The organism is Dorea ammoniilytica, assembly GCF_025567415.1.
Classification (GTDB): Bacteria; Bacillota; Clostridia; order Lachnospirales; family Lachnospiraceae; genus Claveliimonas; species Claveliimonas ammoniilytica.
Window position 1 is genome coordinate 186,501 of sequence record NZ_JAOQJV010000003.1, and the last position, 22,384, is coordinate 208,884.

Genomic DNA, 22,384 nt, shown 5'->3' on the forward strand with positions numbered 1-22,384 from the left:
GCATGGCGGCTTATTGCACAAACTGGCAGACAAGTCATCCAGACTTATCTGCCAGTGTTATTTTACATTTCCTTTTTATCTCTTTACAAGCTCATCGTAGCGTCCGACATCCTTGCCCTCTTTCAGGCAGATCAGCCGCTGGTTTCTGCTGCCACGGAATAAAAGTGTAATATCCTTTAATTCCTCTACAAACTCTCCGTCAACCAGCACATCAATATACGACAAAATCTCATCCGTCACATCTGTATGGACTTTGCCGCCTGGCTGCATATCCACATCGTACAGATATCCGGAATAACACCAGATATCCTTATTGGGATAAGTCTCTTTTACCCGCTTTATCAGTCTCGCCACTTCCGGCTGATTCTCCGGTTCAAAGGGTTCCCCGCCAAGGACACTTAGTCCCTGAATATAATCCGGCGCCAGGCTCTTAATCAGTGCATCTTCTGTCTCTTGTGTGTATGGCTGTCCGTAATCAAAATTCCATGTCTCCGCATTGAAACACCCCTTGCAATGGTGTCTGCATCCTGATACAAACAGGCTCACCCGGACGCCCGGTCCATCTGCAATATCATATGTTTTAATATTTCCATAGTACATGCCTGTCATCCTCCATCTGCCTCTGTGTCTATTCATTATATCGATGTCGGGAAGATTGTGCAAGGTCTATCACGTCATGATATTGACATCCTTTATAATGCCCACGGATTGTTACGTGCTACGCACTCTCACAATCCTACCCGCTATTCGCCAAAGTCTACCGCAAGACGGCATCTCTTCTGAATCAGCTCTTTTGTCTTTAATGGTGTATATTCCATGGTCATTGATCAGTTATGACGTTACCGGCTCCTGAAAATCCTACGATACCGAAAATCTCTCCTTCATCAATCTGAAAGTTCACATCATTCAGCACATGAACTGAATTCTTCTTCGTAAGGAAATGTTTGATTAGTTTCAGACTATACCAAAAGTTTCATCTAAAAGAAAAGAGACGAACCACCCTAACGGTCATTCGTCTCTTTTACTCTCATCCTGTAAACGTCTATAAAATTATAAATGTAATACTCGGTCTTTGATCTCCTGGGTTCTTCCCTGATTCCAGAACTGGGTTCCGATATAACCACAGGTTCTTCTGGCTACTGCCATCTTGTTCTGATCTGTATTACCACAGTTCGGACATTCCCAGACCAGCTTGCCAGACTCGTCTTCCTTAATCTGGATCTCTCCGTCATACCCGCAGCACTCACAGTAATCACTCTTGGTATTCAGTTCTGCATACATGATGTTCTCATAAATAAACTTCATAACAGAAAGTACTGCCGGGATATTCTGCTGCATATCCGGTACTTCAATGTAGCTGATCGCACCTCCCGGAGACAGCTTCTGAAAATCTGCTTCAAATTTCAGTTTGTCAAATGCATTGATTTCCTCAGTTACATGAACGTGATAACTGTTCGTAATATAGTTTTTATCAGTTACACCCTTGATGATACCGAATCTCTTCTGTAAGCATTTGGCGAATTTGTATGTGGTAGACTCCATCGGAGTACCATATACTGAATAGCTGATATGCTCTGCTTCTTTCCATTCTTTACATTTATCATTCAGCTTCTGCATAACACTGACCGCAAATGCTCTTCCATCCGGGTCTGTGTGTGACTTACCCGTCATGCGGACGCACATCTCATACAATCCGGCATATCCCAGTGAAATGGTAGAATATCCATTGTATAACAGCTTATCGATAGTCTCGCCCTTCTTCAGTCTGGACAGTGCTCCATACTGCCATAAAATCGGAGCCACATCAGAAATTGTGCCAAGCAGTCTCTCATGACGATAACGAAGTGCACGATGACACAGTTCCAGTCTCTCTTCCAGGATTGCCCAGAAACGATCCATATTTCCCTCTGCAGAACAGGCCACATCCACCAGATTGATTGTAACCACGCCCTGATTAAAACGGCCATAGAACTTGTGACTTCCATCAGGATTGCGCTGGGCATCCTCTACTGTCAGGAATGAACGGCATCCCATACAAGGATATACATTGCCCTGTTTCAGCTCCTTCATAACCTTGGCAGAAATATAATCCGGTACCATACGCTTAGCTGTACATCTTGCAGCCAGTTCTGTCAGATACCAGTACTTGGAATCTTCTGTAATATTATCTTCGTCCAGTACATAGATCAGCTTCGGGAATGCAGGTGTGATCCATACACCTTTTTCATTCTTGACGCCCTGCATTCTCTGTTTCATTACTTCTTCAATGATCATCGCAAGGTCATCCCTGGTCTTGCCTTCCGGTACTTCATCCAGATACATGAACATAGTTACAAACGGTGCCTGACCGTTACAAGTCATCAATGTAATCAACTGATACTGAATGGTCTGGATACCACTCTTAATCTCATCCTTCAGTCGGCTCTCAGTAAGCTTCTCGATAATCTTCTCATCCAGGCTCTCACCACATTCCTTGCGCTCGCGGATCACGATATTTTTCAATTTCTGACGACTGATATCCACAAACGGTGCCAGGTGTGCCAGTGTAAATGACTGTCCGCCATACTGATTACTTGCTACCTGAGCCACAATCTGTGTCGTAACATTACATGCAGTAAAGAAGCTGTGCGGCTTCTCAATCAATGTCTCACTGATAACGGTACCATTCTGAAGCATGTCCTCCAGATTGATCAGATCACAGTTGTGTTCCTTCTGTGCAAAATAATCCGAATCATGGAAATGGATCACGCCCTGCTCATGCGCCTGTACGATATCTTCCGGAAGCAAAACTCGCTTGGTCAGATCCTTGCTGACCTCCCCTGCCATATAATCACGCTGTGTAGAGTTGATCACCGGGTTTTTATTAGAATTCTCCTGGTTCACTTCCTCATTCACATGCTCGATCAACGCAAGAATTCCATTATCTGTTGTATTCGACTTACGAGCAAGTTCTCTCTTATAACGGTAACGCACATACTTCTGTGCTACTTCGTATCCACGCATTCCCATAATGCTGGTCTCCACCATATCCTGGATATCCTCCACATGTACTGCGTGACGCATCTCACCAACCTGCTGTGCAATATCGTCTGCAATGGCACGAATCTGATACTCGTTCATCTTGTAAATATTGTCAACCTCAGCATTCGCTTTATTAATCGCATTCTCGATCTTGGTAAGATCAAAATTCACCTCTTCTCCATTACGTTTGATGACCTTTGTCTTAACCTGAATATCCATGATACACTGCTCCTCCCCTTTGAATCCTTTATGTTATATCTTATGTAACGAAATACTGTTTTACGTCAATAAACACAATATCTTGTGTTGTCTTAAAGAATCTTACCACAAAATGTATAGAAAAGAAAGTCCTTATTTGGAGTTTTTAAAATTAATTTTTGCATGATTTCCTGCAAGTCTCCGCAAACCGCGTATTTACTGGGAAAACTGAATTTCCATCCCCCGAAATGCTCAAAATGTGGTATTCTTAATATAATTATAGGACATACTATTTTTTATGAATATTCAGGAGGGTTTTCAAAAATGATTGAACAATTACTTTCTCAGCCGGGATTTATCTATGAGATTAATGGGAAGTATTATTTTCTTGGCAAATGGATCTGCAAGGAATGCACAGAGGTTGATGCATGCGATTGTGTGATGATGTATAATATGTGCCGCAGCTCAAACGAAAAGAACGAAACAGCCATGTATTTTCAGAAAATGCGTGCCTACAGCGATTTTGCACTGGAAATTCCATATAATCCGACTCAGATACGCTCTGATATGGAAGCTCTTCTTGACTCTCTGTCAGAATCTGCTCTCAGCAGGCTTCAGGCACAATATGACGCTTTCGCAGAGGATCTGGAGCGTTATGCATAAAGCCGAATCTAATTTCAAATGTAGCACAAGCCCTGTCTCACCAATCTATGGTCTGGCAGGGTTTGTGATGCTTGCAAGTGAGCTCTGGAAGCAGTGGACGCTGACCTATGCAATCAACGACGGACACTATATCTGGTGGTATCTGCCATTTCAGCTATGTAGTATTCCCATGTATGTATGTCTGACACTCGGCGTACTCTTCCTTGTAAACTGTCATACAGACTCATCTGCACGTCAAACCACCTGCTGCCATATAAGTTCCAGGCTCCAAAGCTTTCTCATGGATTTCGGACTGTTAGGAGGTATCTTCGCCTTCTTTGACACCAGCGGCATGCACTATGGATATCTCCCGCTGACAATCCATTCCTATGCATGGCATATCCTGCTGATCACCCTTGGCTTTATCAGCGGGTTGGATCACCGCACCGACCATACCAAAAAAGGCTTACAGTTCAGCGTATGCCTATATCTCGGCTGCTGTCTGATCGCAACAGTACTGAATCTTACGCTGTATCCTCTCGGTACCATTAATATGTTCTATATCAGTCCCCGCTATACTATGCAACAGAAAGTATTCTGCGAGATTGCAAAAGCACTGGGGAACGGCTGGGGCATCGGAAGTTATATTGCGATGTCGGTTGTTGGAGCAGGAGTATTGCATAAGGGTTGGAATTTGTTATACCGCAGACATAGCCTGATACTATTATAAATAGTCTTTTTTATAACTTTTGTATTTATAAATGACATATTCATATGATAAAATGATGTTGGGGTCAAAAGCCCCCAACTATGATGCCTGCGGATTGTTCCGTGCTATGCACTCCCACAATCCTCCCAATTATTCGCATATCGTGGGATTAGCATCCCACTTTTAGGCTCATATTGGGGCGGGTCCCAAGGTCTTTCATCCACTTATGAGCGAGCTCATGTGGATTTAGACCTTTTGACCCTGGCATCATAAAATAACATTATAAATATAACTTTGACAAATAATAGCCATTATTTTCTTGACAACTGTATAGATTCTGTGGTATAAATATTTAGTCGGTTGTAACCGATGACAACAATATAGGGGATTGGTCAAATGGTATGACAGGAGTCTCCAAAACTCTTAGCGGGAGTTCGATTCTCTCATCCCCTGTCACAAAAGACATTTATCACAGTGATAAATGTCTTTTTATTATATGCTAACAAAATTATACATCTACCAAGAAGAAAGGAACCTCTATGAACACAGCAGATTTTATCCGCAATTTATTAGAACGTTTCAAAATCGAACATACTAAGCGTGACCGTTCCGGTGTTTACGGCTTCTCGCAGCGTCTGTTAGCATACAATTCCAATAAAATCGAAGGCAGCACGCTCACCGAAGAACAGACCGCCTCGCTTTTTGATACCGGTATCTTACCTAAAACCGATGATTATTACCGAGCCAAAGATGTCGAAGAAATGAATGGACATTTTTTAATGTTCAACAAAATGTTAGATACCTTGGATGCCGCGCTTGACCAACAAATAATTAAAAGCTTTCATTTCGAATTAAAAAGTGGCGTATTCGAGGATCGTGCCAACGGCTATGCCATTGGTGATTACAAAAAGCGTCCCAACATGATCGGTATTCTTCAGACTTCTCTGCCGTCTCAGGTTCCAGAAGCAATGACTGAATTACTAAACTGGTATCACACGCAAGATGTCTCTTTAAAAACACTGGCAGAATTTCATGCGCGCTATGAAATCATTCATCCGTTTCAAGATGGAAACGGACGCACCGGACGTATCATTCTCTTCCGTGAATGTCTGCGTCACGATATATCTCCGTTTATTATCGAAGACGCCAATCGTCCGGAATATCTGGAAGCATTAAAAGCGTATCGTCAGAACGGTACTGTAACTGCATTGACCACTCTTTTCCAGAAAGAACAGGAATTCTATTTTAATCAATGCGAATACTTTTTTGCCGAATAAAACGAAACATTACTAGTTAGCAAAAGGATACTTCCGCCACGGAAATATCCTTTTTTAGTACCTTCTACCACGTATTCTTCTGTTCGTCTGTCACCTGCATCGTATCCGCGTTTACCAGATAAAAATCCATCAATTCAGTCTCATAATTACCGTCCGGATATACTTTTTCCAGCACCAATTCTTCGCAGGAATTACCATCTGCATCTGTCTTGGAACCATTATCATACAGACAGTATCTCACATTTACCGTATTGCCATCTTTTGTTTCCTGCATTTCACTGACAATAGCATAAACTTCTCCTTTCGCATTTGCTGTGTAACTGAATGCCATATTTTGAAGAGTATTCTGCTCCTGCAGATAATTATAGACTGCCAGCATTGCATTCTGAATCGTCAGACCATCATGCTGTCCTTCCATCTCGGAATCTTCTACCGTATCCTCGCTGTGACTATCTTCTGTCTCTGATGAATTCCCTGTATTCGTATCCGGCGATTCTTCATTATTCTCATCAGCATCCGTTGTATCCGAAGACAACCATAAGCTGTCCATACTCTGCATAACAAATGGATTATTGGCTCGGTATCTCCGCTCGCCGCCGTAATCCTCCTGCACGGTTATATACGTATATTTGCTATCATGATCTGTTACTGTCTCTATCCCATCCATTCCTAGCACTACACTCAGACTACTCATTCCAAGGATCAAAAGTGCAAATATTGCTGCAGCGCCATAGACGATTATCAATGCCACCCTGCTTTTACCCGACTGCACAGCTAATTCCTGGCAATTGTGTATGTATAAACTCACAATTCCCCAGATTATAAGAACTGCCAGACCGATTCCAACAACAACGATTGATATTTCCGCGAAATGATATCTCACTTCATATCCCATATCACGGTTAATGCCATACCACAGACCATAGAAAAATGTACTATACGCAAGAATCACAGTAATAATACCAATCCGCATCGGATGCTCTTTTTTATCTGGCACCGCCTTCTTAAGCGCTTCTGCTATCTGTATTGTGTCTCTTTGCTCTATCCACATAGCAATCTCTGCTTCTGACGGATATACACCTTTTACATCCAGGATGCCGGCAAAACGAGTCAGATTCTCCTGTACACTATCCACATTTTCTGTCGCCTGTGCTGTTATAATCCTCAGATAATAATAGAGTTTCAACTGCACCGGATTGCATTTATCCGTACGAATATCTACGAGTTCTTCTCCTGCGCGCTCGTACTTACCAAGAAGCACACTCATTCTCGCCATAACAAAAAGCATCTGATTCGCCACAACAGGATAACGCCGATACTGCTTTTCATATAAATACTTCGCATACTCATGCCGTTCCTCCGGTGCTAACTGATAGGACTTCTTTCTGTTCTGTGCCAGCATCGCGATTCGTAGACCATAAGCCAATTCCAAAATTGCAATCAGCTGGCAGATAAATGCACCAAATCCCCAGATATCCGTTGTATGTTCCACATAGGTCACAAAAACAATGCCAAGCATTGCCGGAACTACTATCAACCATTTTGCTTTATCTGATCTCCCCATAAAAAATCCTCCTAAATTGATACCATTTTAGCACCAACTCAGGAGAATTCAAGTACTTTATCTTACACTTCCATATGGCAGTTCCATTCTTCCCATTTCTTCGGTTCCCAGTCCTTCGGCACATCGTAATCATCCAGTGCGCCGTTCATCTTGCGATAGCCGATCCGCATCTTGCTGATGCGCCATACACCGTCCTCGCATTTGCGGAAATCATTACAGTACATGGAGAAGCCTTCTACCGTGTGATCTTTGTAGGAGTTGTTATCCTCATACAGGAAAATACCTCTCGCATGTGTCTCGTCGATCAGCCAAATCAGCGGATTGTGGCTCATATGCATCGTCATCATATTACGGTTCACATACTTCGAACGCATTGCCTGATCCTTCGGCTCTGTCGGACTCTCGGTAAAGCACCGGTATGTAAAATCTTCCGTAAAAAGGTCGCAGACGTACTCTTCTTTCTTCATGTCCATAGACCAATAATAGAAATACTGTGCATCCAATATACGCTGACGCTCACACAACTGCTCCGGTGTGTAGGTCTGCTGCCGCACATGCTTCATCACCTCAATGACGAGCTTCTGAATCTTTACATCCTGTTTCATAATCTTCATATTGCATTCCTCCTGCTATTATATTATTTTCCGATAATATCTCTTATCAGATAAATTTATCCAGTTCTGCTTCCACCTGTTTCCGTATCTTGACCTGTGGATGTTCAATCACTTACCTACCTGCTGTCGTCATTATCTACAGTATAACACAGTTGGAGTAGATTATGTCTGCAAATTAGAAATAGAAATCCGCATTTGCCAATCTGCAATATCTGCTGTCCTTTTCCATATATAGTTCAAAAGTGCCATCCACGACTACTTCCGTTCCATCGGTCGGATATTCATCCGGATAAATGTGTGAGCCATCTCCCCATACGAATTCCAGTCCCTGTGCACAGCACTCTGTTGCATCCTTAATCACACAATAATAATACTGATTTTTTGTCATTTCATCATATGTTACGTAAAACTTCCCCTCAATCCGGAATGTCTTACCCACATACTGTTCCGGATCAGACATCATCTGATAAACCGTTGCATAGATCATGTCACTGTCCATTACCGAAAGATCCACATCTACAGACGCCTCAGGCGCATTGACTGATCCCTGTACGCTCTCTGGCGTCTGCGTATCTGTATTCTGTTGATCATTTTTCTGAGTATCTTCTTTGGTCGATTCTTCAGTTTTCTTTTGTTCTTCTTTTTTTACCTGACTTTCTATAACTTTATCTACCGTTTTTCCATTATTAATCCCTTTTCCATTGTCCGTCTGCTTTCCACAGCCTGATATCAACACCACTGCTACCAGCAGCCAGATCCCTATTCCTGTTCTTTTCACGGACATTACCTCCCTGTCAATTTACCTATTACGCTAAATACACCAAATGCCACCATATCTGTCACTACAATCGTAGACCCTACCGGTGTTCCTGCCAGAATAGACAATAACAATCCCAGAACTGCACATACAACAGACAATACCACGGAACAGATTGTTACAGATAAAAATGACTTAAATATCCGCATCGCTGACAATGCCGGGAAAATAATCAATGCTGAGATCAGTAGTGATCCCACCAAGTTCATTGCCAGTACAATAATCACTGCCGTAATCACTGCAATCAACAGATTATAGCAATCTGTTTTCATTCCCGTTGCCTTCGCAAATGATTCATCGAAGGTTACACAGAATATCTTATGATAAAAAAACACAAATAATATTACAACTAACACAGACAATATTACACATACTTTTACCTGTGCCGAAGTAAGGGTTAATATGGATGTCGAACCAAACAGGGTACTGCACACATCACCGGACACGTTCGGTCCTGTTGAAAATATATTCATCAGCATGTATCCAATTGCCAGCGCACTTACCGATATCATGGCAACTGCCGCATCTCCTTTGATTTTTGTATTCTGCCCGGTTCTTAACAACAGAATCGCGCACACAATCGTAACCGGAAGAATAAACAACATATTATTTGTAAAATTTAATACTGCCGCCACCGCCATCGCTCCAAATGCCACATGGGAAAGTCCGTCTCCAATAAATGAAAAACGTTTCAGAACCAGTGTGACACCAAGCAGCGAAGAACACATCGCAATCAGCACGCCAACAATCATTGCATACCGCACAAATGGATACTGAAAATACAGAATTAATTTATCCATCACTTTATACCTCCTGCTGCTTTTATATATTCTTTGTGCCTTGCGTGTCTGATATATTCTTCTTTTGTTCCGAAGAATACATGTTTGCCGGTATGAAGAATATGACTCGAGTAAGTGAGTGCTGCTCTCAGATCATGTGAGATCATCACAATCGTTAGTTTATCTCTCTGATTCAGTTCATAGATTAACTGATACATTTCTTTTGTCACCTTAGGATCCAGACCTGCTGTCGGTTCATCCAACAGAAGTATTTTTCTGGTAGCGCAGAGTGCCCTAGCAAACAGTACTCTCTGTTGCTGTCCCCCTGATAATTCGCGGTAACATCGTTTTTCCAGATGTATGATCTGCATTTTCTCCATCATCTGATACGCATACTCTTTTTCCTCACGGTTATAAAATGGTCTCAGCCCACAGCGGTTCTGACATCCGGAGAGAACAATTTCTCTCACGGATGCCGGGAAGTCTTTCTGGATGACAGTCTGTTGCGGCAGATACCCTATCTCTTCTCTGTTCAGACCATTTCCCAATATTACTTCTCCACTTAATGGCTGTTGAAGCCGGAGCAGGGTACGCATCAATGTCGATTTCCCTGATCCATTTTCACCTACTATACTTAAATACTCTCCCTCTTCAACTGAAAAATTAATATTTTTCAAAATTGCCTTACCATCATATCCTACCGTTAGGTCTCTACATTCAAGCTGCATCTTCTTCCCTCCTACTGCAATGCTTCTTTTAATACTTCCAGGTTATCTTCCATAACAGACAGATAGGTCATTCCTGCTTTCACATCATCCGATGTCGCGGACTGCATGGAATCTAACGTCAGGATCTTCTGATTCTTATCTTTCGTATTTTCAATAATGGCTTTGGTAATCTTCTGGTCAGATTTTTCAATCGTCATCACATTCTTAAGTCCCAGTTCACCTAGTTTTCCAGCCAAAAATGTGATCGTTTCAAAACTTGCTTCCATCTCTGCCGAGCATCCCACAAATGCTGCATAATAATCCAGACCATAATCATCTACCATATAGCGGAACGGGAATCTGTCTCCAAATAATAACGTCTTCTGCGATGCCTCATCCACTGTTTTCTGGTAGTTCTGATCCAGTTCATCTAATTTTGCCGCATAATTCTCTTCATTCTTCTGATAAGTCTCCGCGTGATCTTTATCAATTTCGCTCAGATCATCTGCAATTGCCTTACAAAAGACCTTTGCATTTTTCAATGAAAGCCACACATGCTCATCATACTCCGGTTCTTTCTCCTCTTCAGATTCCTCCTCCGACTCTTCTTCCTCAGCTTCCATGCCTTCTACAACCTCTTCTTCCTTTACAGAATTGCCCAGAACATCCAGTAGATTAATGACTTTCATGTCTTTGTTTACTGCCTCTTTCAGTGCGTCTTCTACCCATGCATCGGATTCTCCGCCCACGTAAATGAACAGATCACAGTCCGATATCTTCATGATGTCTTCCGATGTCGGCTGGTAGCTGTGAAGATCCACTCCGTTATCCAGTAACATCGTCAGATCTACATGATCGCTTGCGTCACCTGCTATTTCACGTACCCAGTCATATTCCGGGAAGATGGTTGTTACTACCTTAATCTGTTTTTCGTCTTTTTCTGTTGTCTGATTGGAATCTGCCTGACCGCAGGCTGAAAGACCGCAGATCGATAATACTACGGCTAGAATGATAGAAATATATTTTTTCATGATATGATAAAACCTCCATTGTAAATTCTGTTATAGATTGTGCCAAAAATAAGTACACAAATAAAAGGGTATTCTTTCATCTCTTATACCCATTCTGCTCCAATGAAGATTTTATTTAACTGTCTAGTCTTACCTTTTGACTCACCAGCGTAATGCACAAAACGCACAGACATCCTGTTGCCAGTATCCCTGATCTCTGTACAAAAATAAGACCTGCTGTGACCGAATAATTTACAGCGGTTCCTACATTTTTTACAATCTGCTTAGCCTGACGGATGCAGGCACAGATTGGGCAGTCTTCACCTGTACACTGATGATTTTCTTCTTTTGCGATATAAAACAGAGAAGCCAATGTCACAAACACAAATAACACACATGCTATCACTGCTATATTCTTTTTTCTATTTGCATTCATTGTGCTTCTCCTTTCCCAGGGATTATTCTGCGCAGCCAGCTTCCTTCTGCCTGCATTCACTGCAGACACCATAAAAAACGGTACGCATTGCATTCAGTTCAAAGCTGTGATGTTCCATCATATGCTGACTCAATTCCTCAACCTCATGACAATGCAAATGAATCAGCTTTCCACATTTCTCACATTTACAGTGATAACAATGATGACCTTCGTCCTGTCCGCCAATATATTCAAAGCAGGCACTGCTTTTCTCATCCACTACATATTTGGCAACAATTCCTTCTTTCACCATCTTATCCAACTGACGATATACCGTTGTGGTTCCAACTGCTATCCCCTGCTCTTGAAAATGCCTCCGGATATCATTCACTGTTACATGCTGTCCCTGAACAGATTTCAAATAGGTAAGTATCTCGGTCATTTGTTTTGTTTTATATTGTGCTTTTGACAAATGAACCGCCCCTTTCTAATCTGGAAATCGTTTTCATTTTACCACATTTTCTGTTCCTGTCAACCGAATTTGAAAACGTTTTCCATTTTACATTATAATTGCGCTCCCATCGACAGTTCACTATAATAAAAGCAGATATACTTATATCATTATCAGGAGGAATCATCGTGAAAAAATTATTAGCAGGCATCCATATGCAGTGCTATGAAAATGCAGGACGCGACCAGAATACGACCAATCTGATCGAATGCATGAAGCACGACAAGGTGCGCTTTGTCTCTCATCCGGACGATGACCGAACACCGTTAGATTATGACAGACTGGTTCAGGCTGCCCGTGATTATCATGTTGCATTGGAAGTGAATAACAGTTCCTTAATCAAGAAGGAAAAACGTGTGAATTGTTACGATAATTATAGAACGATGTTAGATCTCTGCCAGCAGTACCGGGTGCCGATCACCGTCAGCTCGGATGCACACGATCCAAGCGGTGTCGGTAATTTCACCCTGGCACTTGAACTGCTGGAAGAGATTGGATTTGATGAAGATCTGATCCTGACCAATGATATAGATAAACTCAAATCATTTATCAGGTAACGTAACGATATGATCAGCGTTTGTTATCTGCAATCCAGGCTGACATCTCCGCTGTCGGTCTGGATCACCAGCTTGCCACCCTTTCCTTTCTGTGTATAAGACAGATCACAATCATCCTCGTCTTCCTTCACTTTACCGCCGAGTGCATCATCCACATCGATATTTCCCATATCTGTATCTATCTGAATATTCCATGCCCCCATTACATCTTCTGTTCCAATAAAGTGGATATATCCCATATCAGAATCTATCTTCAGATTATCAAAATCACAGTTTTTGAAGTAAATATCTCCGGAATTGCTCTGCACTGTACCATTCTCGATCTTGCATCCATTTAACATGATGTTACTCATGTCCGTCTTAATATCAGCCATCTTCCATTCCTGTTCTTCCGGAATGTAAAGCGTCACCACATTTTCATCCGTTGTGACCGGTCCACCTCCCAAAAGTCCTGACAAGAATCCGATATCCACATGGTAATAAAACTTACCTGTATTATCATTTTCCTGAATCGTTAATTTGCCGTCCTTCACCTGATAACTCATCGGATCTTTCGTCTGGTCAGATGCCTGATAAGAAATATAACAGGACCGGTCATCGGAAGGAACCACCTGCAGATTCATATCCGTCATGGAAATGTCTACCGAATCGAAATCATCCAGTTTTGTCTTCTCAAGAAGAACCTCATTGTCTCCTTTTTTTGCAGCTCCATCCATCTTGTTCAGATCGGCCGCTTTCACATATTTACCACCGCCACTTGCGACACCGATTCCTGTCAAAATCGCACCACATACACAACATCCGACTCCTGCCACAAGCCATGCCTTTACCCAACTTTTCATCGCTCTAACCTCTCTTTCTGTCTGTAATCCGACGCACCAGCTTTGCGATCAGTACGCTACTCCATTTACACAGATATACGCACAACAATACACCTAAAATGCCAGCTCCTATAGCAAACATCCCGCTTCCTGTAATCATTGCGAAGCCGCCCATAGAGAATGGAACAGCCAGTATACCACGGGCAATAATCTTACCGCCAAGAATGACCATAGCTGCCGCAAACAAAACTACACATAGCAAAACAGCCAGTGCACACACAACCAAGGCCAGCACGACTGCCGCAAGTGCCACGAGAAGCGGTACTCCCACCGGCGCTGCAAACAACACCAGTAGTGCGATCCATACCACATGCTTGCCGGAGCCCTTCTGCTCCGCTCTGGTCTGTCCGTCTGCCTCATAGCTCTGATGATCCTCAATCTTCTTATCCAGCAGATTTGCCATCAATTCTCTGGCTGCCTCCTTCGGTGTACCAAGTTCCTTCATCAGTTCTGCTGCCTCTTCCTCATCTGTCTCCTGAAAATACTCGGTAAAATATTCCATCGCATCTTCATAATCCTGTCTTGGAAGCTTCCGCAAATGTTTATGCAATTGATTCAAATATTCTTCTCTGCTCAACCTCTTATCCTCCCTTCGATAATACCGTCTACCGTATCCTTGTAGACCTGCCACTCATTGCTCAGATATGTAATCTGTGCCCTTCCTTCCTCTGTAATCGAGTAATATTTTCTCTTTCGTCCCTGATACTCCTGTGAATAGGTAGTCAGATATCCTGCTTTCTGCAGTTTCTTCAATATCGGATATAATGTAGATTCTTTAATATCAGCAGCTTTCTTGACTGTCTGACTGATTTCATAACCATAGGAATCCTTGCTTTCTACCACTGTCAGGATCATGTATTCAATCAGTAATGCAGATACCGGAAAATACATCGAACCACCTCCTTGTATATGTGTAAAATATTTATATATATAAATTTTATATATAATATACCTCTCTCCAATCCGCATGTCAATGCATATATAAAAATTTTATATATTCTTTTTTCATGGGATTCATTTTAGTATGAAAATACGCAATACGTACATAAGAATTTTAAATACACAAGAAATTTATGAAAAGAACTGGAGGGATTCTCTATGAAAACATACAACTGGGCAACCTACGGCACAGGAGTCATCGCCAATCAGCTTGCACAGGCTATGGCAAGCCAGGGACGCAAACTCTATTCTGTTTCTAACCGCACCTACGCCAAAGGTGTTGCATTTGCAGAAAAATACAACATTTCCAAAATATACGATAACCCGGAAGATGTATTTACCGATGAAAATGTAGACATCATCTACATTTCCACACCACACAATACCCATCTTCCCTTGCTGCTCAAGGCTCTGGCAAACGGGAAGCATGTACTCTGCGAGAAATCCATCACATTAAATTCTGACGAACTTGCTCAGGCTATAGCAACTGCTGAATCCGGTCATGCTATTCTCGCCGAGGCAATGACCATTTACCATATGCCATTATATAAAAAATTACATGAGATTGCCGTATCCGGAGAACTCGGACCGTTAAGAATGATCCAGATGAATTTTGGAAGTTATAAAGAATATGATATGGCGAACCGTTTCTTCAACCGTAATCTGGCAGGCGGTGCTATGCTGGATATCGGCGTATATGCTTTATCATTTGTCCGTTGGTTCATGTCATCAGCGCCGGATCAGATCCTGTCGCAGGTAAAGCTTGCTCCTACCGGTGTCGACGAACAGGCAACCATTCTTCTCAGCAACCAGGAGCAGGAAATGGCAACCATCACCCTGTCTCTTCACGCCAAACAGCCGAAGCGCGGACTGGTTATATTTGAAAAAGGATATATAGAAGTATATGAATATCCCCGCGCAGAAAAAGCCGTGATCACCTACACCGAATCCGGCAAAAAGGAAACCATTGAAGCTGGTTCTACCGTCGATGCTCTTCTCTATGAAGTGTTGGATATGGAAGCTGCTGTAAGCGGTGAAAAAGATGTGACCGAGACCCTGCATCTGGATTACACCAAAGACGTTATGCAGGTCATGACTAAGTGTAGGGAAGATTGGGGAATGAAATATCCGGAAGAAGAGTGCTACCGATAGACGGTTAGTCCAATTTATTTAAGCAAAATAGTCGCTTAGCTTGTTGAACTGATATGTACCCCTTTTACTGGACATCCAGTGAAAGGGGTACATATCAAACTGGGGCGGCTATTTTTGTGCCTTATGATTGTCTTTACCAACCATTTCCAGTTCTTCCGTATAAATACAGTTCGGAATTGTTCCGTTTTTCACATCTTCTATGCACTCTTCAAAGTCAAACCAGCGCACCTCGCTGAGCTCTTCTTTCTGTATCTGGAATTCTTCTGCTTCTCTGTCCATCCACAACAGGTATACATTGCTGATCTGATTATCTTTGAACCGCTCTCCATGGAAGATCTCTTCGAAATGGAACTTTCTCTGACCACAGTACACCAGATCTTCTGCCTGTACTTCCACACCCAGCTCTTCTTTTAATTCCCGCAATGCTGACGGCACAAAGTCCACACCCGCCGGAATATGTCCTGCACTGGAAATGTCATAGCAACCCGGATAAGAATCTTTCTCCTCACTCCGCTTCTGCAGAAGCACCTGCTGCCTTCCATCCTTTATCCGCACCAGCCACACATGAGATGTCCTGTGTAGGATACCTTCCCTGTGTGCCGTCACACGGTCGATCACCTCTCCGGTCGGCTGACCATTATCATCTACAATATCCAGAATCTCTTTCGCCATATCTATCTCTCCAATCTCGCGCGTTGCTGTTTTTCTGCTTCCTCCAGGGATTCATAACCGTAAAGAGCTGTCATATTGCGCAGCGTCTTCTCAGACAGGTTCTCTTGGTCTATTGCCATCTGATCATACAGCTTCTTAAGCAGGCCCACCGTCCGATCAGAATACGTACTGATCTCACCTCGGGCATATGTCTCTATCGAAGTATCCCACGGCGTATCTTCTGATGTATGGATCACACGTCCTGTGCTTGCAACCCCTGGAAATTTCGCCGCAAAATCTTCTTCCCATCGTATCTGCCGTGCAATCATCTCTTCCTGCATCTGGATACGCTCTTTGCTCCGCTTCGGAAGCATATCTGCCAATTCCGCATACCGTTCCGGTGCGGTACTCTCCATCATGCGGGCATATTTTTCCGTCAGCAGGTTCCAGTGTGCTGCCTCTGCTTCAATCAGATCCTGTCTATAGCTCTCCAGCAGTTCCTGCGTCCAGTTCATAAACTGACTCTTCCGCATGATGACAAATGTCTCATGGTCATCCTGACAGCTCGCACGACCGCCTTCATTCTGCACATACTGAAACTGTTCCCATTCCCTCTCGATCACTTCATCTATTAACGCTTCCCGTTCTTCCATTTTATCCTGCATCTCCTTTTTATCTTGCATCACTCTGCAGCCTCCTTATGATCTCCTGTTTCTGGATTTCCAGAAATGCTTCTTTCGTCTCCGTCAGTCCCTGGCGGTTTAACTCTTTTACTACTCCCACACAGATGTCCTCGATCTGACTCTGCGCGCTGCTTTGTCCGTCATTCTCCGAATCTGCGCCTGACATCTGCATCAGTTGCGTCAGCTTTTCTTTCAGATCTGTTAATACATGAAATGCATCCATGCCCCGCATCTTCCATTTATAAAATGGCTGATACATCTGATTCAGATGATACCCAGTTTCAATCGCCGCATTTACAAATTCACTGACACACAACCACGCTGCCGCCTGATCGCCTCGTTTGCGCATCCGTCCATAATTATACTGACCTGCCTGCGCCATCACACCAAGTGACATGGCAAGCTTCCGCAGACGCACATCTTTCGGATACGCTGCAAAGGTCTCTCTTCTTCTGGTAAATTCACCCAGCGGATCGGTAAATATCTCACCATTTGTTACGGTTCTAAGTGCAGGTATCGGAATCGACATCCAACGCGCAAGTCCGTTTCGTGTTTCTCTGTCCGGTGCCTGTTCATATCCTGTATATCTCCGAAAGAACTCATCCATACAGAGTACCCCCACACGATCACCACCCTGCGCCGTCACATTTCTTGCCGGGAATCCCATATACTCTCCCGGAAGTTCTGTATAGGCTCTCTGCATCTCCTGCCCCACAGCTTCATAATCTTCCCTGGTAAGCCACAGGCAGAATCCCGGGCCAAAATCATGATCTGCTGACGTCACATCATCATATCCCAGGCACTCTGATCCTTCGCCCACAAGTCCTGCTGCCACCCGGTCCACATACTCTGGAAATTTTTCTTCCAGCATCGGCTTTCCATATTCTTCATAGTATCTTCTGGCAATATCCATGCCTTTCAACTTCTGATTCCGAACCGCTTCCGCACGCTTCTTCGTATCCCGTACCAATTCCAGATTACGAACCGTTACGCGGTAATAATCATTCTCTCCGTAATTTGTCAGAATCTCCTGCAGCGCCTTTTCGTATGTTTCAATTGACTTGTCCAGCTCTCCTTTTCGAAAATACCCTTCACCAAGCCCCGACAATGCCGATGCATAATGCGGATCCTTCTTTCCTTCCTGACATTCAAAGATTTCTGCTGCCTGCTGCATATGCTGAAGTCCTTCGTCAAGTTCCTGTAATGCAAAACAGAGATTACCGATATTTGCATGTGTAATCGCAATCTCCACATCCGACTGCTCCAGTTTCTGTATCAGTTCCATCGCCATCTGCAGATCCGCTTTTGCTTCCTTAAGACGGCCGGTATTTGCATACAAAATACTTCTATTGTTATATAATGTCGCCATCCGATAATCCGGTTCATGTAACTTTTCCTTAAATATCGCATAGGCTTCTTCATAATTAGATTCTGCCTTATCCATCTGCCCCATCACGCGCTGCGCCGTACCAATATTCAGCAGCATCGTAGCATAGTCCGTTGTTCCTTGGATGCCAAGTTTCTCTGCGATTCTCACAGCTTTCTCAATGCACCACTCACACTCCTCCGGTTTGCTCATCACACGATAATAGCCCATCAGTTCATTTAATATCGTCAGCATCGCCGGACCATCCAGACATTTCCCTGCTTCCTCCAGACCGGACTTCAAATACGCCTCTACCCCTTTCGGATTCGTCGCATACATATGATCTAATTCCAGTAAAAATTCATTTAAGTCAAACATATTCTCTCCTTTTCAGGTTCCGTACTCTTCTGATTTCTTAATGATTATTGTATCAACTCTTCCCTATATCGACTAGTACCATATCCACAAAATCACCTGCTTTTTCCACAAAATAGTATCAAATCACTACATTCTCCCGTCTCATAATTGAAAAATTTTTACCTTTTAGTAAATGATTATCTTTCTCATTTACTCTAATTGACAATTGCTGGTCTAAATGGTAAATTCTTCTACAGGCATAATTAGTTAAAACTAACTATGCCTATTCTTTTGACAAACCTTAACACCCATAACACAAAGGAAGGAGAACCACACATTATGAAAAAGTTATGGCGTCGTCTTGGCGCACTCTTAATCGCAGCAGTCATGGTGCTGTCCGTTACTGTCCGGGAGGCAGGCACGGTGTACGCTGCTGGCACATTGCCAACGCAGGTGACCAATTGTGAAAACAGTTCTTTTAACGGACTTTTAACACTTGGATTTGGCGATGATACAGCTGCCACCAATTACGTAAAAGCCATTAACAAAGTAACGGTTAATGACACAGAATTTACCAAAGGTACTTTCAGCTACTGGGGTAATACCGGAACAATCTGGAACACAGAAAGCGCAATGGGAGCTTACGGTAATTATCAGGCTCTCAAAATCTGCAACGAAAAAATCACATTTCCTGCTAAGATCGTAATTTCCGCTGACGGATACGATGATATGACCGTATCTGTAAAATATGAAAAATACGAATACTCCGCAGAAATCGTCCAGAATGATAACAAACCATCAACAGGTTCTGACTACAAAGTCGTTCTGAAAGCATCTGCTAACGGAACCGTAAATGTAGACAAGGTAACCGCTAAAGAAGGTGAAAAAGTCACTGTAACCGCTTCTCCTGCTGATGGATATGTACTGGATACTATCTCAGTGAAGGATTCTAAGAATGCAGATGTAACCGTAACAGGCAATACATTTGCCATGCCTGCATCTGATGTAACGGTAAGCGCAGTCTTCAAGGCAAACGCTCCTGCTGAAGATGGCACTGTAAGTATCGACAGCATCAAGATGGAGACTGATTTCTTTAGTCAGAACTGGGATTTCACATTCCCGGAAAATGTGGACTATGTATCTAAAATCACAGGCGTATCTGTAAATGGAACTGCCTGGAACGCCATTTCATATAATCCATCCTCTGGTGGTTCCTATCGTGCAGACACATCCAATAGCCGTCTTACATTTGCGGCAAAAGACTTTAGCTCTTCATCGACAGTTCCTGTACTAAAAAGCGGAGATGTGATTACCATTACCGCCGACGGATACAAATATCTCACCTTTAAGATTCTGATTGACACTAACGGTAAGATGACAGCCATAGCTGATGACGGTCAGGGCGACAATATGCAGCTCTATGTAAAGTTAGAAGGCAACTTCGAATGCGCCATTGTCGGTCAGAAAGATTACGACGGCGTATCTAGTGCTACCGGTGCTGCAAGCTCCAATAACAACAGCAATGTAACTGTATATGGCGCATTAGTAGAAAAAGGCAAAGAGCCTGCCGACAGTGACTGGAAAGAATTGAATAATGATTCTGACATTAATATTGTCGGAAGTAAGAGTAAGGTAAATATCGTACCGGATACCTCAAAAGGCACCAGCAAAGATGCTGACAGTGGTATGGAAGGTGTATACCTGACCATCAGCAGTGCACTTACTCTGAATGGAACACCAAAGGATGCCGGTGATTATCTCATTTCTGTCAGCGTAACGGATGACCAGGGACGTACAGCCGAAAGTAATGCACTTCCATTTACCATATACACCGGAAATGAAAAGCTTGCTGACCGTCTTGTCCTGGATAATCTGACGCAGACTCAGGATGGCAAATATATGTGGAATATCATGGAGCCATGGGCTATCAGAGATTTTGGTTCCAACACAGGTGAAAAAGAAAGTGTTCGCGTACCAAAGGATGTAAAAGCATGGTATGGTTCCAATGAGTCCGGAACTTACGGATATCTGGGTTATGACATTGCCTGGAAAGATGTTCAGAGTGGTAATATCCCACAGACCTTATACATTCCAAGCGGATGCAACCTGACATTTGTTAATATGAAAATTCTCAGCAGCGTCCACATCATCGTAGAAGATGGTGGTACTCTGAACCTGATGGATTCCACCGTACAGGGTATCATCGATGTTCAGAGTGGTGGTACATTCTCCATGAACTATGACAGCTTTAACAAAACATTTGTAACAGGTGCTTCTGTATGCGGACAGGTTCGCATGGCAGACGGTTCTATTCTGGAAAATGCAGCCATTTACTCTCATGCGAATTACCTTGCCAACGGTGATCTTACCGACCGTTCTACTTCAGATCCGGTTGTGACCACTACCGGCAATGTAACTGTAAAAGGTAATGTATTTATTCAGGGCGACTCCGCCGGAACAGAAATCGGTCAGACCGCTCTTCAGGTAAAAGACGGTACACTTACCCTTGAAGACGGTGCTACACTTGCTGCTTTCGGTGGTGACGGAAATACCCTGATCTATTCTCAGGGCGGTACGGCTATCAAGCTTGACAATGGCAAAATCACCGGTTCCGGTAAATTAATTGCAATTGGCGGAGATGTCCTCTTCGGAGATGGCGGTAATGCTGTAGAAGGAAACGGCACACTTTCGACCACAGAGACCTTTCTCCAGGGTTCAACCGCATATGGTGAAAAAACTCCTGGGAAAGCAACTGACGGTACGATTAAAATCTCAAGCCCGAAACAGTCTGTCAAAGACGGTGAACAGCTTGATGCCGGTTCTGACGATCCACTTGCAGATCTCTACTGGAAAACAGGTATCGATCCAATGCCACCACTGGATAAATATATAACAACAGAAGTGCCGATCATTACTTATACCGTAACTTACACAGACGGTGTAGACGATGAAGTGATTTTTGAAGACCAGGTAACCACAGATCTGACAGATGGCGATGCTACGCCGGCATTCAATGGCGCCCCTGCACGCGACGGATATACTTTTAAAGGTTGGAACCCGGCAGTTGCAGAGACTGTATCCGGTGATGTTACTTACACCGCACAATGGGAAAAGAATGCTACAGGTAATACCTCTGCTGACAACAAGAACACTAAAACTTCTAATGCCAAGAAAACACCAAAAACCGGCGATAAAAGTCATATGATGCTGTGGATCGTACTGATGCTCGTAGCAGTCGCAATGAGCGGTGTAGTCGTATATAGAAGAAAACGTTCTTAAATTATAATTTAACTAATCGAGTAGGAGGCGGTGACTAACCGCCGTCCTCTCACAGCACCGTACGTACCGTTCGGTATACGGCGCTTTCAATAGTTGATGTGCACAGACTGATAGGCTGTGGCTAGATCATAAAAGCCACTGTTTATCAGTCTTTCTTTATTCAGCGCCCCAAATCACAGCTTTGTTATTACTGATGTACCAATACTTTCTGCGACTATTTGCTATTGTTGCCGCATAGTGTTCTGGAATTCCCAG

General features: G+C 43.2%; 22 protein-coding genes, 1 tRNA gene and 1 pseudogene. 7 read left to right on the top strand and 17 right to left on the bottom strand.

Features of this window, described 5'->3' with window-relative positions; all coding sequences use genetic code 11:
- Window positions 1-75: 75 nt before the first annotated feature.
- Both nrdG and nrdD read right to left on the bottom strand, forming a co-directional pair.
- On the bottom strand, window positions 76-600 hold the full coding sequence (nrdG, locus tag OCV65_RS04510) for an anaerobic ribonucleoside-triphosphate reductase activating protein (RefSeq protein ID WP_262581068.1): 525 nt from the start codon (window positions 598-600) through the stop codon (window positions 76-78).
- A 450-nt stretch (window positions 601-1,050) separates the two neighbouring features.
- The gene (gene nrdD, locus OCV65_RS04515) at window positions 1,051-3,240 is read right to left on the bottom strand and encodes an anaerobic ribonucleoside-triphosphate reductase (RefSeq protein WP_262581069.1); all 2,190 of its coding nucleotides are present in this window, start codon (window positions 3,238-3,240) and stop codon (window positions 1,051-1,053) included.
- A gap of 303 nt (window positions 3,241-3,543) precedes the next feature.
- On the opposite strand from nrdD, the gene OCV65_RS04520 reads away from it, so the two are divergent.
- The 4 genes from OCV65_RS04520 (at window position 3,544) to OCV65_RS04535 (ending at window position 5,847) form a co-directional block, all read left to right on the top strand.
- Entirely contained in the window at window positions 3,544-3,882 is a 339-nt protein-coding gene (locus OCV65_RS04520; protein WP_262581070.1) for a hypothetical protein, read from the top strand.
- A complete protein-coding gene (locus OCV65_RS04525; protein WP_262581071.1) occupies window positions 3,875-4,591 on the top strand; it encodes a YwaF family protein in 717 nt (238 codons plus the stop codon). The genes OCV65_RS04520 and OCV65_RS04525 overlap by 8 nt, the downstream gene beginning before the upstream one ends.
- A 361-nt stretch (window positions 4,592-4,952) precedes the next feature.
- Window positions 4,953-5,023, top strand: a tRNA-Trp gene (locus tag OCV65_RS04530).
- Window positions 5,024-5,109: 86 nt separating this feature from the next.
- Window positions 5,110-5,847: a Fic family protein gene (locus OCV65_RS04535; protein ID WP_262581072.1), complete on the top strand. Its 738-nt coding sequence runs from the start codon at window positions 5,110-5,112 to the stop codon at window positions 5,845-5,847.
- A gap of 64 nt (window positions 5,848-5,911) precedes the next feature.
- On the opposite strand, the gene OCV65_RS04540 is transcribed toward OCV65_RS04535, so the two are convergent.
- The 8 genes from OCV65_RS04540 to OCV65_RS04575 all read right to left on the bottom strand — a co-directional run bounded on the left by OCV65_RS04540 (window position 5,912) and on the right by OCV65_RS04575 (window position 12,225).
- The gene (locus OCV65_RS04540; protein WP_262581073.1) at window positions 5,912-7,411 is read right to left on the bottom strand and encodes a hypothetical protein; all 1,500 of its coding nucleotides are present in this window, start codon (window positions 7,409-7,411) and stop codon (window positions 5,912-5,914) included.
- A 62-nt stretch (window positions 7,412-7,473) separates the two neighbouring features.
- Window positions 7,474-8,025 carry a nuclear transport factor 2 family protein gene (locus OCV65_RS04545; protein ID WP_118452982.1) on the bottom strand — a complete coding sequence of 184 codons (552 nt, stop codon included), beginning with the start codon at window positions 8,023-8,025 and terminating at the stop codon, window positions 7,474-7,476.
- A gap of 175 nt (window positions 8,026-8,200) precedes the next feature.
- Window positions 8,201-8,803 (bottom strand): hypothetical protein, encoded by a 603-nt coding sequence (locus tag OCV65_RS04550; protein WP_262581075.1) that lies wholly within the window; start codon window positions 8,801-8,803, stop codon window positions 8,201-8,203.
- A gap of 5 nt (window positions 8,804-8,808) precedes the next feature.
- Entirely contained in the window at window positions 8,809-9,642 is an 834-nt protein-coding gene (locus OCV65_RS04555; RefSeq protein WP_262581076.1) for a metal ABC transporter permease, read from the bottom strand.
- Window positions 9,642-10,349, bottom strand: a complete 708-nt coding sequence (locus OCV65_RS04560; RefSeq protein ID WP_262581077.1) for a metal ABC transporter ATP-binding protein — start codon at window positions 10,347-10,349, stop codon at window positions 9,642-9,644. The genes OCV65_RS04555 and OCV65_RS04560 overlap by 1 nt, the downstream gene beginning before the upstream one ends.
- Window positions 10,350-10,360: 11 nt before the next feature.
- Window positions 10,361-11,359 (bottom strand): metal ABC transporter substrate-binding protein, encoded by a 999-nt coding sequence (locus OCV65_RS04565; protein WP_262581078.1) that lies wholly within the window; start codon window positions 11,357-11,359, stop codon window positions 10,361-10,363.
- A gap of 115 nt (window positions 11,360-11,474) precedes the next feature.
- Window positions 11,475-11,774, bottom strand: a complete 300-nt coding sequence (locus tag OCV65_RS04570; RefSeq protein WP_262581079.1) for a hypothetical protein — start codon at window positions 11,772-11,774, stop codon at window positions 11,475-11,477.
- A gap of 22 nt (window positions 11,775-11,796) precedes the next feature.
- Window positions 11,797-12,225: a Fur family transcriptional regulator gene (locus tag OCV65_RS04575; RefSeq protein ID WP_243061276.1), complete on the bottom strand. Its 429-nt coding sequence runs from the start codon at window positions 12,223-12,225 to the stop codon at window positions 11,797-11,799.
- A 167-nt stretch (window positions 12,226-12,392) separates the two neighbouring features.
- Between OCV65_RS04575 and OCV65_RS04580 the strand changes: the two genes are divergently transcribed.
- A complete protein-coding gene (locus tag OCV65_RS04580; protein ID WP_262581080.1) occupies window positions 12,393-12,821 on the top strand; it encodes a PHP domain-containing protein in 429 nt (142 codons plus the stop codon).
- A 23-nt stretch (window positions 12,822-12,844) separates the two neighbouring features.
- Here the strand turns inward: OCV65_RS04580 and OCV65_RS04585 are convergent, their stop codons facing one another.
- The 3 genes from OCV65_RS04585 to OCV65_RS04595 are packed head-to-tail and all read right to left on the bottom strand — an operon-like array spanning window position 12,845 to window position 14,593.
- Window positions 12,845-13,663, bottom strand: a complete 819-nt coding sequence (locus OCV65_RS04585; RefSeq protein WP_262581081.1) for a DUF4097 domain-containing protein — start codon at window positions 13,661-13,663, stop codon at window positions 12,845-12,847.
- Between the two features lie 4 nt (window positions 13,664-13,667).
- Window positions 13,668-14,279 (bottom strand): DUF1700 domain-containing protein, encoded by a 612-nt coding sequence (locus tag OCV65_RS04590; protein WP_262581083.1) that lies wholly within the window; start codon window positions 14,277-14,279, stop codon window positions 13,668-13,670.
- Window positions 14,276-14,593, bottom strand: coding sequence for a PadR family transcriptional regulator (locus tag OCV65_RS04595; protein WP_118452990.1), 318 nt, complete (start codon window positions 14,591-14,593; stop codon window positions 14,276-14,278). Before OCV65_RS04595 ends, OCV65_RS04590 begins: the two co-directional genes overlap by 4 nt.
- A 207-nt stretch (window positions 14,594-14,800) precedes the next feature.
- Between OCV65_RS04595 and OCV65_RS04600 the strand changes: the two genes are divergently transcribed.
- On the top strand, window positions 14,801-15,793 hold the full coding sequence (locus OCV65_RS04600; RefSeq protein WP_262581084.1) for a Gfo/Idh/MocA family protein: 993 nt from the start codon (window positions 14,801-14,803) through the stop codon (window positions 15,791-15,793).
- Between the two features lie 108 nt (window positions 15,794-15,901).
- Here OCV65_RS04600 and OCV65_RS04605 read toward each other — a convergent pair whose 3' ends face one another.
- From OCV65_RS04605 to OCV65_RS04615, 3 genes are read right to left on the bottom strand one after another with little or no spacing between them, the layout of a single operon-like run.
- Window positions 15,902-16,465, bottom strand: a complete 564-nt coding sequence (locus OCV65_RS04605) for an NUDIX hydrolase (RefSeq protein ID WP_262581085.1) — start codon at window positions 16,463-16,465, stop codon at window positions 15,902-15,904.
- A 2-nt stretch (window positions 16,466-16,467) separates the two neighbouring features.
- Entirely contained in the window at window positions 16,468-17,127 is a 660-nt protein-coding gene (locus OCV65_RS04610; protein WP_262581086.1) for a DUF4125 family protein, read from the bottom strand.
- A complete protein-coding gene (locus OCV65_RS04615; protein ID WP_262581087.1) occupies window positions 17,117-18,871 on the bottom strand; it encodes a DUF4037 domain-containing protein in 1,755 nt (584 codons plus the stop codon). Before OCV65_RS04615 ends, OCV65_RS04610 begins: the two co-directional genes overlap by 11 nt.
- 318 nt (window positions 18,872-19,189) lie before the next feature.
- On the opposite strand from OCV65_RS04615, the gene OCV65_RS04620 reads away from it, so the two are divergent.
- Window positions 19,190-22,129 (top strand): InlB B-repeat-containing protein, encoded by a 2,940-nt coding sequence (locus OCV65_RS04620; protein WP_262581088.1) that lies wholly within the window; start codon window positions 19,190-19,192, stop codon window positions 22,127-22,129.
- 86 nt (window positions 22,130-22,215) lie between these two features.
- Here OCV65_RS04620 and OCV65_RS13410 read toward each other — a convergent pair.
- Window positions 22,216-22,384, bottom strand: a pseudogene (locus OCV65_RS13410) (group II intron reverse transcriptase/maturase); the annotation flags it as partial.